The following is a 15499-nucleotide window of genomic DNA, read 5'->3' as shown; positions in this document are numbered from 1 at the left end:
TGACCCGGTCGGGAGCGGGCTCACCTGAGTGAGCCCGAATCAGCCGAGGATCCAGAGAACTAGCTTGGCGAAGCCGATGTCGATCCCGAAGATGAACGCGGTCATCACCACCACGAACACGAGCACGATGATCGTGTACGTGATCGTCTCGCGCCGCGTCGGCCAGATGACCTTCTTCATCTCCGAGACGACCTGCTGCATGAACACCCAGATCCGCACAAACGGATTGCTGCTCTGCTCGGACGCCTTCTTTACCTTGCGTTCCTTGACGGCGACTGCGGATCCACCGTCGGAATCCGCATCGCCGTCTGTCGTGTCGACGGCAGCCGCCGACGAGCGACGACGCCCCGAACGCTTACCCGTCGGGCGAAGATCGCCCGACGACGCATCCGAGGCTCCGCCATCTGCGTCCTCGACGGCGTCGTCGCGGGTCTCGAGCTCCTCCGCTGCCGAATCGGCGGCGGTGGACTGCCCGTCGTTTTTGGCGCGGGCTGCTCGATCTCGCTTGCTCACCTTCGAGGTCCTCTCGTCAACGTATGCCCTCTCCAGGGCAGGGGCGACAGGACTTGAACCTGCAACCTGCGGTTTTGGAGACCGCTGCTCTGCCAGTTGAGCTACGCCCCTTTGCGGCTGCGCTCACTCTCGCGAGTTCTGCAACCACCGGTCATGGTCGACCTGCCGGAACCAGCCTACCGATCCGAAACCGATGGGCCGTCGCCGACAAAACCAACGCGCCACCCTATGGGCGGCGCGCAAGTCAAGGGTAAACCTGACACTTCAGTGTAGAACACCCGCCCCGGTTAACCCAAAACACTTCCTGCACCGACCCATCCCGACCAGCACGGATCCGCGTGATTCTCCGGTTGCCCAGACGCTCGGATTCCGCGCCTCTGGGCAACCGCAAGTTTGCGGCTCCCGGCGCGGAACCTCCGGACATGGAACCTCAGGGCATCCCGCTGCGTCCGAAACCGCATGACCACGCTCGCGCAGCACCTGTCCACGCACGACGGCGTCATCACTCTCGCACAGGCGCGAGCGCTGGGCGTCAACAGGCATTCGGTGCGGCGTCGACTCTCCGCGGGCACGTGGGTGCGCGAGGCGGAGGCGACGTTTCGGGCCGTCGACCATCCACGCACAGCACGCGTCCGAGTCCGGGTCGCGGTCGCATCGGTCGGCAAGTCCGCTGTGCTCGTCGGGTCGTCGGCCGCATGGTGGCACGGCCTGACCGGCACGTTTCCGTCGAAGATCACCGTCGCCACCCAGGTCAAGGGCCGCCACTCCGGTGCGTCGTCGGGCGTAAAAGTCACGCATCGCCGCCTGCACGAACCCGACATCGTCGTGGTCGACGGGCTGCGCGTGGCATCGGTGGCAACCACCCTGCTCGACGTCGCCGCCGACGGCGACACCTCGACCGTCGACAACGCCCTCCTCAAACACTGCGTCACCATCACCGAACTCGACGACGCCCTGCGCCGCTACCCGCGGCGTCGCGGCGCACCCGAGGCACGACGACTCTTCGACGCACTGCGCTCCGGTGCGCGATCCGAGGCCGAACGCGCGGCCACCGCACTGTTCGACGCCCACGGCATCACCGGGTGGACGGCCAACACCGAGGTCCTCGGGTACTTGCTCGACTTCGTGTTCCGCGACGCGCGACTCATCGTCGAGATCGACGGCTTCGCGTTCCACCGCGACGCCAAGACCTTCCAACGTGACCGGACCAAACGCAACGCACTCCTCACCGACGGCTGGCGGATGTTGAACTTCACCTGGGACGACATCACTCGACGCCCCGACGCCACGGCCCGCCAGATTCTCGACGCCCTCGACGCATCAGCCGCTTAGTGGGCGCACGCTTAGCTGCAGCACCCCGACTTCCGGTTGCCCAGGCGCGCGGATTCCGCACCTCTGGGCAACCGCAAGCTCACTCGCCCGCCAAACACCGACTAACACGACGCACCGACTAACACGACCCCGCGAGGATCTCGACGGCCTCGGCGTAGCGGTCGGGTCCCGCGGCGGCGTAGCTGAGTCGCACATACGGACCGGTCGGCTCGGCCGGGAACCACTCGCGGCCGGCCACCACCGACAGCCCGCGTGCCAGCGCCCGAGCCGCGACCACGTCCGGGTCGGTGGGCACATCCCCGACGCCCCTGTCTGGCACCCGAATACTGTCGGGCAGTCGGACCCACAGGTGCAGCCCGCCCGGCGGTGGCGTGGCCGTCAGCGACGGTTCGGCGCGCAGCGCGTCGAGCAGGGCGTCACGCCGCGCGCCGAGCCCGCGTCGCAGCCGCTGCAACGATGTGCGCCATGCGGGCCTGGTCACGACGTCGAGCGCGGCGAGCTGCAGGATCGGCGACACGTACAGATCGGAGAGCGCCAGCGCACTCTCGATGCGCTGACGCACCGGTCCGCGCGCCATCACCGCGGCGACCCTGATCGACGACGACATGCTCTTCGTCAACGACCTGAGGTAGACGACGTGACCGTTCTCGTCCGCGGAGACGAGTGTTCGCGGCACGGTGTCGACGCCGAAGTCGTGCGCCCAGTCGTCCTCGACGACGAATGCCCGATGCGCCGCGACGACGTCGAGCACCTCGGCCCGCTGCTGCGCCGACCACTGCTCGCCGGTCGGATTGGCGTAATTGGGCTGGGCGTAGAAGACGCGCGCACCTGATGTCGCGAACGCGGTGTCGAGGTCGACGGCGCTCGGTGCGCCCCCGGTGCGGGCGACGGGCACGATCACCAGCCCTGCCTGGCGTGCCGCGGCGATCGCACCCCAGTAGGTCGGCGACTCCATCACGATCGCCTCACCCGGAGCGGCGATCGCCCGCATCGTCGCGGCGAGCGCGGCCTGTCCGCCCGAGGTGATCACGACGTCGGAGTCGCGCCAACCGCGATCGCCACCCTCTGCGAGCTCGCTCACAAACCAGCGACGCAGTTCCGGAACGCCCGCGACCGGCGGTCGCGTGAACGCCTCGGCCTGCCTCGACACACGACGCACCGCGGCCGCGACAGGCTCCTGCGGTAGCAGCTCCTGGTCGGGGTATCCGCCGTGCATGGCGATGGTGTCGTGCGGGACCATCCGCAGCGTCGACCCGGTCGCGGGGATTCCGGAACGCTCCGGTCCGAGCGCTGCGGTCTGCCACCCGATGTCACGTCTTGTGGCGAGGCGTCGAGCAGCAACGAATGTTCCCTCACCCGAACGTGTTTCGACGATGCCGTCGGAGACCAGCGTGGCAAGTGCTCGCTGCACGGTCACCGGACCGGCCCCGAACTGCTTGGCCAGCGCCCGCGTCGACGGCAGCCTCGAGCCCGGCTGCTCACGCTCGGCCAGCACTCTGAGGTGTTGCGCGATGCGCGAACTGCTATCGTCGAACATGAGAGACAATAGTAGCGCTATCGCGTCAAGTTCGACGCCGCTATCACTCCAGACGTCAACCAGCGGCCTGGCCTGGGGCTTCGTCGGGGTGGCCGCGTTCTCCTTCTCGGTGCCGCTGACCCGCATCGCCGTCGGTTCGGCAGGCACGCCAGGACTCGACCCGCTGCTCGTCGGATGCGGTAGGGCCGTCGTCGCGGCTGCGCTGGCCGTCGTCGCGCTCGTTGTCGCGCGCACCCGCTTCCCCACCGCCCGTCAGTGGCTTCGTCTGATCCCGGTCGCCGCGGGCGTCGTCGTCGGATTCCCGCTGTTCACCTCGCTTGCCCTGCGACATTCCGATTCCGGTCACGCCGCGGTGATCGTCGGACTGCTTCCCGCGATGACAGCCGTCGTCGCGGTCACACTCACCCGCGAACGTCCCGGCGCGCGGTTCTGGATCGGTGCGTCCGCGGGCGCCATCGCGACGGTCACGTTCGCGCTCCTCGCGCACGGCGGAGCGTCGGCGAGCAGCATCGACGACGTCTACCTGCTCTGCGCCGTCGTGCTGGGCGCGATCGGGTATGCCCAGGGCGGAATTCTCGCGCGCGAACTCGGCGCGTGGCAGACCATCTGCTGGGCCCTGGTGCTCGCGCTGCCGGTCATGGCGATGGCATCTGCCCGCTCGATCCACCTGCGACCGCCGACAGACATCAGCGCGGCACAGTGGACGTCATTCGGATATCTCTGTGCCGTCAGCATGTTCCTCGGATTCTTCGCCTGGTACCGCGGACTCGCGATCGGGCCGATGACCGTCGTCAGTCAGACTCAACTCGTCCAGCCCGTCCTCTCGGTGGCGTGGGCGGCGCTGCTGCTGCGTGAGTCGGTGTCGCTCGGTGTCGTCGCCGGCGGCATCGCGGTGATCGCCTGCGCTGCGTTCACCGTCAGGAGTCGAACCCGCGACAGTTCCGTGCGTCCCGGCCCGTTGTCCCGCCTCACGACTGGTCGGCTGCGTATCGTGGGCGGATGACACAATCTGCGGGACAACGACGCGGTTTTGCCATCCTCTCGCTCGCCTCGGGCGCTCTCGGCGTGGTGATCGCCATCGTCTCCGCGGGTAACCAATTCCCCGTCGGACTCATCGCACTCGTCCTGCTCCTTGTCGCCGCGGGACTCGCCGTCGACGGCTTGTTCAACATCGGGAACCGACGCCTAGCCGAACTGATCATCGCGGTGATCCTGGTTGTCGTCGCCATCGTCATCGTCGTGCTGCGCAGCTGGTGGCTGCTGATCGGCACACTTGTCGTGATCGCGCTGTTTGCGATCGCCGTCGCAGCGGCGTCGCGAGCGTTCCGGGTCTCGGTGCCGTTGCCCATCGTCGCACCCCCGAGCGCTCCCGTGCTCATCTACAACCGACGGTCCGGCGACGGCAAAGCCGACCGGCTCCACCTCGCCGATGAAGCGGAACGTCGGGGTTACCGGACCATCGAACTGGTCAAGGGAGACGATCTGCGAGCCCTCGCCGAGGGCGCCGTCGCCGACGGTGCCGACGCACTCGCGATGGCTGGCGGCGACGGTTCGCAGGCGGTCGTCGCCGACGTCGCTGCGTCGCACGATCTGCCTTACGCGTGTATTCCCTCGGGCACCCGCAATCACTTCGCACTCGACCTCGGCGTCGACCGCGACGACGCCGTCGGAGCCCTCGATTCCCTCGTCGAAGGTGGAGAACGTCGCGTCGACCTCGGCGTCGTCAACGGACAGGTCTTCGTCAACAACGTCTCGCTCGGTGTCTACGGCGAAGCGGTCCAACGCGAGAGCTACCGCAACGCGAAAGCCAAAACGCTGCTCGACGTCGCGTCGCAGGTCCTCGGACCCAACGCCGACCAACCGTCGGTCTCCTGGCACGACCCCAACGGCACAGAACACGAGTCGGTCGCGGCAATCATGGTGTCCAACAACCAGTATCGCCTCGGACACATCATCGGATCGGGCACCCGCCCGAGCATCGAGGACGGGCTGCTCGGCGTCGCAGTCATCGCCGATCCGGCATCACGTCCCGGTTCGACTCGGCTACAACACCTCTGGAGCGAATGGGTGGCGCCGACGTTCGAGATCGATTCGGACACCGACCTCAACGCCGGAATCGACGGCGAGGCCGCCACACTGACCGCGCCCGTGCGCTTCGAGATCCGCCACCAGGTGCTGCGCGCCCGCATCGCTCGCCAGCACCCCGGCGCCTCGCCGTCGGCCGACGTACCGGACGGCGCCCTGGCTTCGGTCCGCGCCCTCTTCCGCATCGCGCTCGGGCAGCCGGTCCACGTAGCGACGCGTCGGGCCGCCTGACCACTGCAACCCGCCTGCCGAGCGCCCCAACCGCTGGTCGAGCGCCTCACCCCGCTGGTCGAGCTTGTCGAGACCACTCAGCCGAGCCGCGGGCGTCAGTTGAACTGCACGTGCGCCTGGGCGCGGCCGAAGATCTTTCGGTCGCCCTGCTTGGCGACGATGCTGATCACGCCGCGTCGGGTGTCCGGGTCGAGCGACTTGATCTTGCCCGTGAAGTCGACGTTGGCGTAGGTGTCGGGGTAGACGTACACCGGGCTGGTGAAGCGCACGTTGTACTCGTAGATCGCCGCTGGATCACCGACGAACTCGGTGATGAAGCTCGCGCCGAGGCCCATCGTCTGCATGCCGTGCGCCACGACAGTCTCGAGTCCGATGACCTTGGCCAGCTCGTCAGAAAAGTGGATCGGATTGGGATCTCCCGCGACGCCCGCATAGTTGACCAGGTTGCCCCGCGTGAGGGTCTTGGTCATCGGGGTCAGCTCCTGGCCGACCTCGAGGTCGTCGAAGTTGATTGCCGAGTACGGCTTCGGCGCAACCACCGGGTCCGGATCTTCGTAGCGATCGAACGGTCCGTGCACGCTGCGCGGCAGCGTCGGCTCCTTGTCGACCTTCATCATGACGTGCTCGAGCTCGTCGAGGACCTCGGGATCGGCGTCGACGGCCGCCCGTGCGACAAGGCTGGTGAAGGTCGTCATGACCGGCTCGTCGTGCTGGTTCCAGATGATGTTCTTGGTGACCATCACGTCTGCCCCGCCCATCTGCCGGAACGACTCCAGCGAGACGTCGCAGATCAGTCGGTCGCCCACCTTGATCGGCTGGTGGAAGATCAGCCGCTGGTCGGTCTGCATGATCTGCCACAGGTCGTAGCCGGTGACGATGTCTTCGAAGAGCCGACGCTGCGCGATGATCCCGAGCACCGAGACGAAGGTCGGCGCTGCAATCAGGGTGTCGTGACCCATCTCCGCAGCCGCTGCCTCGTCCCAGTGGACGGGATGTGCGTCCTGCACGGCGCGAGCGTGCTTGCGGATCTCTTCGCGGCCGACCTCGTAGTAGTCGTCGACCGTGTAGTTGAAACCGACCATCGACGTGGTGTGCGCCGCGATCTCTTCCGGAGTCAGTTTCACACCGTTCTTCAACGCATCGATCCGGTCTTGGATCTCGCTATCGGTGATCTGTGACATCGGTTGGACTCCTCACGCTGCACTGGGCGGTATGCCCGACGGACGGGGGGCTGACCGCTCATCGTCGAGACACATACTCGCTGGCAACTGTACTGAATTACTTCATCGGAACGACAACTGCGGACTGCCTCGTGTGAGGCAGCCCGCAGTTGCACAAACTTGTGGGTGCGCATCTCGCGACGACGCACAATGCCGAACTACGCAAACCGGATTCGAAGGTGCGTTCTCGGCGGAGACCTACCCCGATACGACCGTTATTCGACGACGCTCCGGGGCCATCGGCCTCGGGGAAGAATCAGCGCGACTCCGTCGGCGAAGCCGACTCAGCGCGACTCCGTCGGCGAAGCCGACTCAGCGCGACTCTTTGTGCGCCTGGTGCTTGCCGCAGTTCGGGCAGAACTTCTTGATCTCGAGACGATCGGGATCGTTACGACGGTTCTTCTTGGTGATGTAGTTGCGGTGCTTGCACACCTCGCAGGCCAAGGTGATCTTTGGCCGGACGTCAGTTGAGGAAGCCACTGGGTTCGCCTTCTTTCGGGTGGGTCTGGGTCGTCGGAGCACTAGGCGCCGCCTCGCCCGACCCGGGCCGCGCGACAAGCCTTACGTGTAGCGGTGGAGGGACTCGATCCCTCGACCTCACGATTATGAGTCGTGCGCTCTAACCAGCTGAGCTACACCGCCATGGTGACATGAACGCCGTCAGCGTGGACGCAGTCCTCGCGGTGGCGTTGCGGCGTCGGGCGTTCAAGTCCTACCGAGCCCCCTGACGGAATCGAACCGTCGACCTTTTCCTTACCATGGAAACGCTCTGCCGACTGAGCTAAGGGGGCGTTTCCGGCTGCCCTTTCGGGCGTCCGGAGAGCCTTAACGAGGTTACACACCGATGCGGCGGCTCACCAAATCGCTGCTCTACCAGCTCTCCGATGGACCGCCGACTGCACGTTCACCTCGCTGTGGCAGGTATAGGATTCGAACCTATGTAGCTTGCGCGACGGATTTACAGTCCGCTCCCTTTGGCCGCTCGGGCAACCTGCCGTGCCGTTCTGAGCAGGCCCCGCGAGGCCGCACGAACAACGCCGAGAAGAATACAACGAATCCCGGCCATTGACGCAAACCCGCAGGTCAGCCCGACGCCGCGCCGGGCCGTCGAGCCGGCCCGGTGGTTGAGCGAGCCTCCCAACCGATAGTCGACCCAGCCTCCCCACCGGTGGTTGAGCCGGCCCCTCCCCACCGGTGGTTGAGCCGGCCCCTCCCCACCGGTGGTTGAGCCGGCCGCGAGCGAAGCGAGCAGCCGTGTCGAAACCACCCCACACAAGCCTCCGCCAACACCCCGCCCCGACCGCGAGCGGCGTCGGGCTACGCTGTGATCCATGGCTGATTCATCGTTTGACGTGGTGAGCAAGATCGACCGCCAGGAGGTCGACAACGCCCTCAACCAGGCCGCGAAGGAACTCTCGCAGCGCTACGACTTCCGCGGCACCAACACCGGGATCGACTGGTCCGGCGAAGAGACGATCGTCATCACCTCCGACGCCGAAGAGCGCGCTCAGGCCGGGCTCGAGGTGTTCAAGGAGAAGCTGATCCGCCGCGACATCTCGCTCAAGGCGTTCGACGCCGGCGAGGTGCAGGCGTCGGGCAAGACGTACAAGATCTCCGGGAATCTCGTGCAGGGCATCGACTCTGAGCACGCCAAGAAGATCTCCAAGAAGATCCGCGACGAGGGCCCCAAGGGCGTCAAGGCGCAGATCCAGGGCGACGAACTACGCGTGTCGAGCAAGAAGCGCGACGACCTCCAGGCCGTGATCGCGCTCCTCAAGGGCGAGGACTTCGGCATCGCCCTACAGTTCGTCAACTACCGATAGCGCCCGACCCGATCACCCCAGCGCAGAAAGTGACAGCTCTGGGGACCTCGACCTGTACCGGTACACCCGCAGGGCCCGATGGGCGCAATTTTCTGCGCGAACTCCAGCCTCGAAGCCGACCACGCGACCTCGCTACACTCCCCGCCGCGCCATTTCCTGCAGCCGTCGGATGCGCTCCTCGGTCGGCGGGTGCGTCGAGAACATCTTGGCCATGCGGTCCGTCGCGCGGAACGGACTCTCGATCATCGCGTGGCTCTGCGCGGCGATGTCGGGCTGCGGGGGTAGCGGCGCCACCTGGATGCCGCCGGAGATCTTGGCGAGCGCCGACGCCAGCGCCAACGGGTCATTCGTGAGTTCAGCACCCGACTTGTCGGCCTGAAACTCCCGCGACCTCGACACCGCAAGCTTGATCAACGTCGCGGCAAACGGTCCGAGCAGAGAGATGAGGATCAGCGCAATCGGGTTCGGTCCGTTGTTGCGGTTGCCCGACATTCCGAAGAACATCGCGAAGTTCGCCAGACCGCTGATGATCGCGGCCATCGCGCCCGCGACCGAACTGATCAGGATGTCGCGGTTGTAGACATGCGAGAGCTCGTGACCGAGCACCGCGCGTAGTTCCCGTTCGTCGAGGAGTCGCAGGATCCCCGCCGTGCAGCACACCGCCGCGTTCTTCGGATTACGTCCCGTCGCAAACGCATTGGGCGACTCCGTCGGACTGATGTACAACGCAGGCATCGGCTGCCGCGCCTGCGTCGCAAGCTCGCGCACCACGCGGTACATCACCGGAGCCTCGACCTCCGTCACCGGCTGCGCATGCATCGCCTTCAGCGACATCTTGGCGCTGTTGAAGTACACGTAGCCGTTCACGGCGATCGCAAGGATCACCGACCCCCACAGAATCGTCGGACTCCGGAAACAAGCACCGATCGCGACGATCAACGCCGACATCGTGCCGAGCAGAAGTGCCGTCTTCACACCGTTTCGCATCAGATCCTCGTTCGAACTCGCCTCCGACGCGATGCCGGAGCTCTCAGTTTCTCAAACGATCCAGGGTCCGGTTGGGTTTCCGTGCGGCGTCGGCGAGTTACCCCGTGCGCGCGATCGTGTAGTCGACCAGTGATGTGAAGGCAGAATGAGCGGGCCCCTCGGGAAGCGCACCGAGCACCTGCCCCGCCTCGTCTGCGTATCCGCGCAGCGTCGCGTTCGCCTGGGCCATGCCACGCGACTCGACGAGCAGTCCGAGCGCCTCGGCAACCTCGGCGTCGTCGGTCAGCGGCTTGGCCGCACCGCCGTCGTCGACGAGCAGTTCTCGCAACCTGTTCGACGCAGCGTCGTCGTCGGCAAGTGCGTAGAGCACCGGCAGCGTGTGCACGCCCTCACGCAGGTCGGTTCCGGGGGTTTTGCCCGAATCGCCTGTGGCAGAACTGATGTCGATGATGTCGTCGGAGAGTTGGAATGCGGTGCCGACGATGTCGCCGAGCCGGGAGAGCCGCTCGACGTCGTCCAACGTTGCACCCGAGGTCATCGCGCCGAACCGACCGGCAGCCGCGATGAGCGAACCGGTCTTCTCCCACACCACCTTCAGGTAGTGATCGATCGGGTCGACGTCGCGGGCACCGATGGTCTCGCGCATCTGACCCGTCACCAGCTCGGCGAAGGTCTCGGCGATGATGCGCACCGGGTCAGGTCCCAGCGTCGACACCAGGCGCGACGCGCGGGCGAACAGGTAGTCGCCGGAGAGGATCGCGATGCTGTTGGACCACCGCGCATTGGCGCTCTGCGCGCCGCGTCGCATCGGGGCCTCGTCCATCACGTCGTCGTGGTAGAGCGTCGCGAGGTGGATCATCTCGACGACCGTTGCGGCCGTGATCACCTCGCTCGCATCCGGACGCGGCCCGAACTGGGCGGCCAGGATCGCGAACATGGGACGAAAACGCTTGCCACCAGCCTTGGCCAGGTGGCTCGCGGCTTCGGTCATGACGTCGTCACCAGATGCCAGCTCAGACAGCAACAACTCTTCTACCTGGGCCAACGAGGTCCGCACGGTACCGGCGAACTCTTCGGAACCCAGATCCAGACCCGCGAAAGTCGACTTCACTCCGCCGAGCCTAGTCGGTGGGCGCGTGCGGCGAGCGTGCCGGGAGGCCACATACTGGTCGAGTGACGAGCCAGATCCCCGAGAGCACCGACGTCCTCGTCGTCGGAGCGGGACCGGGCGGGTCTGCCGCCGCCGCCCACGCCGCCGCTGCCGGTCATGACGTCGTACTCCTCGACGCCGCCACCTTCCCCCGCGACAAGACATGTGGCGACGGCCTGACGCCGCGCGCGACCGCCGAACTCGTCGCGCTCGGATTCGCCGACCGCCTCGCCGCCAGTCCCCGCATCGACGGTCTCGAACTGCACGGCTGGGGCGCCACCCAGCGCGTGCCGTGGCCAGCGGGCCGCTTTCCGGCGTACGGCAGCGCCATCACCCGAATGGAACTCGACGACGAGCTGCGCGCCCTCGCCGTCGCCCGCGGCGCCAAAATGTTCCAGGGCGCCAAGGCCGTCGACGTCGAGATGTCCGGCGAGCGCATCTCGACGGTCACCGTCGACGACGCCGACGGACCGCACACCATCCGCGTGCGCGAGGTCATCGTCGCCGACGGTGTGCGCTCGACTCTCGGCAAGAAACTCGGCCGAGAGTGGCACCGCGACACCGCATTTGGCGTCGCAGCACGCGCCTACGTCCCGTCGACACGCGCCGACGACAACTGGATGGGCTCGCACCTAGAGCTGCGCGCCCCCGACGGCGAGCTCCTGCCGGGCTACGGGTGGCTCTTCCCCCTCGGGGGCGCTGCGGGCGATACGGATCAAAACAGCACCGTGAGCGGCCTGCTGAACGTCGGCGTCGGCGCACTCGCGACGTCGAAACGCCCGGCGCACATGGCTTTACGACCCATCCTCGACCACTATGCGCGGATGGTCGGCGACGAGTGGCAGATCACCGGGAAGCCCGCTCGGCTCACGTCGGCGCTGCTGCCGATGGGTGGCGCGGTGACGGGCGTGTCGGGGCCCAACTGGATGCTCATCGGCGACGCCGCCGCATGCGTCAATCCGCTCAACGGCGAGGGCATCGACTACGCCCTCGAGACCGGTCGTCTTGCCGCGCAGCGCCTCGGCAGCCCCGACCACACCGCGCAGTGGCAGCAAACCCTCGTCGAGCATTACGGCCTGGCGTTCTCGGCTGCTCGACGCCTCGCCGGCGTGCTGACCGTCCCACGCGCGGTACCGCTGCTCGGCCGGCCGGGCATCCGATCGGCAAAGCTGATGTCGCTCGTCGTACGCGTGATGGGCAACCTCATCACCGACGACGACGCCGATCTGGTCGCCCGGGCCTGGCGTGCGGCCGGGCACGTCTCCACGCGCATCGACCACCGGCCCCCGTTCGCCTGAACCCACCCCGGTAGCCCCGGGGCGGAGCATCGACCATTGGTTTGAGACGTTCTGCGTGATACGTTTCATCGAGAATGTGTCATGCACCACAACGTCGACAAGGAAGCACCCATGCCTCTGCGGACACTGCCTTCGCGGCTTCTGGGCACGATCTCCGCGCGTCGACGCGAGCGTTACCGTCGCCGCGACGAACTCGCCGCCGTCGACCCCGCCGAGGAGCCACGCACCTACGCCATCGAACTGTCGAGCAAGGAATTCGTCTGGGCCACAACGCAAGCGCTCAGCTTTGCGCTGTTCCGCACGTACGCGGTGCCATCGATCGGCGAATTGCTGTACAAGACAGTCCAATTCACCGAGGAAACCCAGAAGCGCTACGACGACACGGTGCTCCTCCTGTCGGCGCCCGTCGAGCACGGTTTTGCTCCGGGCGGCCAGGGGCACGCGGCGGTTCGTCGGATCAACCAGATGCACGGCCGCTACGACATCTCCAACGACGACATGCGCTACGTCCTTGCGACATTCGTCGTCTGCCCACCCCGCTGGATCAACGCATACGAGTGGCGCACACTCAGCCAGCGTGAGATCGACGGACTCACGAATTACTACCGCCTATTCGGAAAGCACATGGGAATCAAGGACATTCCCGATACCTACGCCGAGTTCGAGTCCCTGATGGACTCCTACGAGCGGCAGCACTTCGACTTCCGCGAAGGCTCCCGCGCAGTCGCCGACTCGACCCTCGACCTGCTGACCACCTTCATGCCGTACCGACTGCTCCCCGCACCCCTCGTCCGACGTCTCGCCCGCGCACTCATGGACGAACCCCTCCTCGACGCCTTCGGATACCCGCACCCCACACGCGCCGAGCGTGTACTCGTCACCGCAGGACTGAAGGCGCGCGGCCTGGCGATCCGCTACTTCGCCACACCCCGAACCGAGCCCGTCTTCGGCATCGACACCGCCGAGGTCCGCGGCTACCCAAACGGCTACCGCGTCGACGACCTCGGCACCTTCCCCACGGGATGCCCCGTCGCGCACAAGAGCTCGGCTTAGCAGCACCGAGCGGCCACATGTGTGTCGTATCGAAGGATCTGTGTGCTGCAGCACCCACATCCTTCAACAAGACACACCTTCAGCGACGAGCCCGTCGCAGCCACGCCAGCCCGCCGCACGCCCGAACCCGGCCCGCTGTACACAACTCGGTCCTCAGCGCGACGCCGAGACAATAATCTCCTCGGCCCCCGCTCACGTCACGATTGTGTACGCACCCCGGCTCGAGCTAAGCTTTGCGGCCCGTGTGCACCGCGGCGATGCCGCCAGTCAGGTTCTGCCAGCGCACGTCGGTGAACCCCGCGTCGCGGATCAGGTCGCCGAGGCCGAACTGGTCGGGCCACGCCCGAATCGACTCTGCCAGATACACATACGCCGCAGGATTGCTCGACACCTTGGTCGCCACCGCGGGCAGCGCCTTCATCAGGTACTCCATGTACACGGTGCGGAAAGGCCCGAAAGTCGGGGTCGAGAACTCGCAGATCGCAAGTCGCCCACCGGGTTTCAGCACACGACTCAGTTCGGACAACGCGAGTGGTACGTCCTGCACGTTCCGCAGCCCGAACGAAATCGTTGCGGCGTCGAACGATCCGTCGGCAAACGGCAACGCCAGCGCGTCGGCCGCGACCTTGGGAACGTCGCGGTCGGCACCAGCTTTCAGCATGCCCAGCGAGAAATCGGCGGCGATGCACGTCGCTCCCGACTCCCCCAGCTCGACAGTCGAGACCGCGGTCCCCGCCGCGAGATCCAAGACCACGTCCGACGGGCCCAGTGCCAATGCTTTGCGTGTCGCCTTGCGCCACCGACGATCCTGCGCGAAGGAGAGCACGGTATTCGTGATGTCGTAGCGCTTCGCAACGCCGTCGAACATCGCGGCGACCTCGGCAGGCGCCTTGTCGAGACCTGCGCGGTCGGTGATGGCCATGCCGACCACGCTACTACCCGGCCAACAGCTCCGAATCGGTCAGTCCGCTCTGTCCTGCGATCACCGCGCGATAGTGCCCGACCAGCTGCTCACAGATCGCGGGCCAGGTCCGATCGTGCACCGCCGCAAGCCCTGCCCGACCCATCGCCGAACGATGCGTGTCATCGCGCAGCACATCGATCACCTCGGGCAACTTCGCCGAGTACGACGCCGGCTCGAGCAGATATCCCGTTCGCCACGCCGACACCAGATCACGCGGTCCACCTGCGTCCGGCCCGACGACCGGCAGCCCACTGGCCATCGCCTCCTGGATCGCCTGGCAGAACGTCTCGTGCTCACCCGCATGCGTGAAGACGTCGAGGCTCGCGTACGCACGAGCCAACTCGACGCCGCGCAACTCCCCGGTGAACACCGCGTCGGGCAGCAGCCGCGTCAACCTCGCACGCTCCGGTCCGTCGCCGACGATCACCACTCGCACCGAGTCGTCGTGCGCGAGCGAAGCCAACCGCTCGACGTGCTTCTCCGGCGCCAACCGCCCGACGAATCCGACGACCAACCGCTCCCGATCACCCATCCACTCACGACGCAGCGCCTCGTCACGTCGCGTCGGATTGAACAATTGCGTGTCGACGCCGCGCCCCCACCGATACAAGCGCGGAACACCATGTGCACCCAGCGATTCCAGTGTCGCACTCGAGGGAACCAGCGTGCGGTCGCACATCTCGTGCAGTCGCCTGGTGTACCGCCACGCCGCGCGCGAAGCCATCCCGAGCCGGTATGCGTCGGCGAACCCCGCGATGTCGGTCTGAAACACCGCCACCGTCGGGATGTCGAGGCGCCGAGCAACCATCGCCGCGGCCCCGCCCACCACGAACGGCGACGCGAGATGCACGACGTCGGGCTGAAAGTCACGCAACGTCCGATACAGCACGGGCGCGGGCACCCCCACCGGCAACGAAGACACCCGCGGCACCTTCACCGACGGCAACAGATGCACCGGCGTGCGCCGACCCACCAGTCGCGGACCACGTTCGACGCCGCGCGCCGAGTCGGGAGCGATCACCACGGCCTCGTGGCCGTGGCGTTCGAGGTGGTCGATGACCCGGAGAACCGAGTTCACGACCCCGTTGACCTGCGGAAGGAAGCTCTCGGCGGCGATTGCGACGCGCATGCCGCAAGAATCAGCGGCCGAGGTTTCCGGCAACCTCGGCCGACGTGTCGGGTCTCGAAACTCCGCGTGAAGTCTCGGCGGTCGACGATCCGGACGCTGAGCGATCAGACTGAGCCTCGGCCTCCGCCTGAGCGTCGACGGACTGGGCGTCGGGCTTAGCCTCCGCCTGGGCGTCGG

General features: G+C 66.7%; 14 protein-coding genes and 4 tRNA genes. 6 read left to right on the top strand and 12 right to left on the bottom strand.

The window, feature by feature from the left end:
• Window positions 1-39 precede the first annotated feature (39 nt).
• Entirely contained in the window at window positions 40-513 is a 474-nt protein-coding gene (gene secE / locus B3T59_RS21220; RefSeq protein WP_064863701.1) for a preprotein translocase subunit SecE, read from the bottom strand.
• 38 nt (window positions 514-551) lie between these two features.
• Window positions 552-624 (bottom strand) — tRNA-Trp (locus B3T59_RS21215).
• A gap of 348 nt (window positions 625-972) precedes the next feature.
• Between B3T59_RS21215 and B3T59_RS21210 the strand changes: the two genes are divergently transcribed.
• The gene (locus B3T59_RS21210) at window positions 973-1845 is read left to right on the top strand and encodes a type IV toxin-antitoxin system AbiEi family antitoxin domain-containing protein (protein WP_064863702.1); all 873 of its coding nucleotides are present in this window, start codon (window positions 973-975) and stop codon (window positions 1843-1845) included.
• 118 nt (window positions 1846-1963) lie between these two features.
• On the opposite strand, the gene B3T59_RS21205 is transcribed toward B3T59_RS21210, so the two are convergent.
• The gene (locus B3T59_RS21205) at window positions 1964-3382 is read right to left on the bottom strand and encodes a PLP-dependent aminotransferase family protein (protein WP_287005061.1); all 1419 of its coding nucleotides are present in this window, start codon (window positions 3380-3382) and stop codon (window positions 1964-1966) included.
• On the opposite strand from B3T59_RS21205, the gene B3T59_RS21200 reads away from it, so the two are divergent.
• Complete coding sequence (locus B3T59_RS21200) at window positions 3381-4385, top strand: DMT family transporter (RefSeq protein ID WP_287005060.1); 1005 nt, start codon at window positions 3381-3383, stop codon at window positions 4383-4385. The genes B3T59_RS21205 and B3T59_RS21200 overlap by 2 nt on opposite strands.
• The gene (locus B3T59_RS21195) at window positions 4382-5698 is read left to right on the top strand and encodes a diacylglycerol/lipid kinase family protein (RefSeq protein WP_064863704.1); all 1317 of its coding nucleotides are present in this window, start codon (window positions 4382-4384) and stop codon (window positions 5696-5698) included. The genes B3T59_RS21200 and B3T59_RS21195 overlap by 4 nt, the downstream gene beginning before the upstream one ends.
• A 95-nt stretch (window positions 5699-5793) precedes the next feature.
• Here the strand turns inward: B3T59_RS21195 and B3T59_RS21190 are convergent, their stop codons facing one another.
• The 5 genes from B3T59_RS21190 to B3T59_RS21170 form a co-directional block, all read right to left on the bottom strand.
• The gene (locus B3T59_RS21190; protein ID WP_287005059.1) at window positions 5794-6879 is read right to left on the bottom strand and encodes a fused (3R)-hydroxyacyl-ACP dehydratase subunits HadA/HadB; all 1086 of its coding nucleotides are present in this window, start codon (window positions 6877-6879) and stop codon (window positions 5794-5796) included.
• A 351-nt stretch (window positions 6880-7230) separates the two neighbouring features.
• Entirely contained in the window at window positions 7231-7398 is a 168-nt protein-coding gene (gene rpmG, locus B3T59_RS21185) for a 50S ribosomal protein L33 (RefSeq protein WP_003929651.1), read from the bottom strand.
• A gap of 88 nt (window positions 7399-7486) precedes the next feature.
• Window positions 7487-7560, bottom strand: a tRNA-Met gene (locus tag B3T59_RS21180).
• A 76-nt stretch (window positions 7561-7636) separates the two neighbouring features.
• Window positions 7637-7709, bottom strand: a tRNA-Thr gene (locus B3T59_RS21175).
• A gap of 124 nt (window positions 7710-7833) precedes the next feature.
• Window positions 7834-7914 (bottom strand) — tRNA-Tyr (locus B3T59_RS21170).
• A 335-nt stretch (window positions 7915-8249) separates the two neighbouring features.
• Between B3T59_RS21170 and B3T59_RS21165 the strand changes: the two genes are divergently transcribed.
• Window positions 8250-8741, top strand: coding sequence for a YajQ family cyclic di-GMP-binding protein (locus tag B3T59_RS21165; RefSeq protein ID WP_005169630.1), 492 nt, complete (start codon window positions 8250-8252; stop codon window positions 8739-8741).
• Between the two features lie 132 nt (window positions 8742-8873).
• Here B3T59_RS21165 and htpX read toward each other — a convergent pair whose 3' ends face one another.
• Both htpX and B3T59_RS21155 read right to left on the bottom strand, forming a co-directional pair.
• Entirely contained in the window at window positions 8874-9728 is an 855-nt protein-coding gene (gene htpX / locus B3T59_RS21160; protein ID WP_005209130.1) for a zinc metalloprotease HtpX, read from the bottom strand.
• A gap of 97 nt (window positions 9729-9825) precedes the next feature.
• A complete protein-coding gene (locus B3T59_RS21155) occupies window positions 9826-10839 on the bottom strand; it encodes a polyprenyl synthetase family protein (protein ID WP_064861861.1) in 1014 nt (337 codons plus the stop codon).
• A gap of 62 nt (window positions 10840-10901) precedes the next feature.
• Between B3T59_RS21155 and B3T59_RS21150 the strand changes: the two genes are divergently transcribed.
• A complete protein-coding gene (locus B3T59_RS21150) occupies window positions 10902-12176 on the top strand; it encodes a geranylgeranyl reductase family protein (RefSeq protein WP_251723594.1) in 1275 nt (424 codons plus the stop codon).
• A gap of 111 nt (window positions 12177-12287) precedes the next feature.
• Window positions 12288-13229, top strand: coding sequence for an oxygenase MpaB family protein (locus B3T59_RS21145; RefSeq protein WP_287005058.1), 942 nt, complete (start codon window positions 12288-12290; stop codon window positions 13227-13229).
• A gap of 226 nt (window positions 13230-13455) precedes the next feature.
• Here the strand turns inward: B3T59_RS21145 and B3T59_RS21140 are convergent, their stop codons facing one another.
• Both B3T59_RS21140 and B3T59_RS21135 read right to left on the bottom strand, forming a co-directional pair.
• Entirely contained in the window at window positions 13456-14151 is a 696-nt protein-coding gene (locus tag B3T59_RS21140) for a demethylmenaquinone methyltransferase (protein ID WP_064861255.1), read from the bottom strand.
• A 13-nt stretch (window positions 14152-14164) separates the two neighbouring features.
• Window positions 14165-15322 (bottom strand): glycosyltransferase family 4 protein, encoded by a 1158-nt coding sequence (locus B3T59_RS21135; protein ID WP_287005057.1) that lies wholly within the window; start codon window positions 15320-15322, stop codon window positions 14165-14167.
• Between the last annotated feature and the right edge of the window lie 177 nt (window positions 15323-15499).

This window comes from Gordonia sp. UBA7860 (genome assembly GCF_002500165.1).
GTDB lineage: Bacteria > Actinomycetota > Actinomycetes > Mycobacteriales > Mycobacteriaceae > Gordonia > Gordonia sputi.
Note: the sequence above shows the minus strand (reverse complement) of the source record. Positions and strands in the feature narration are given on the sequence as shown.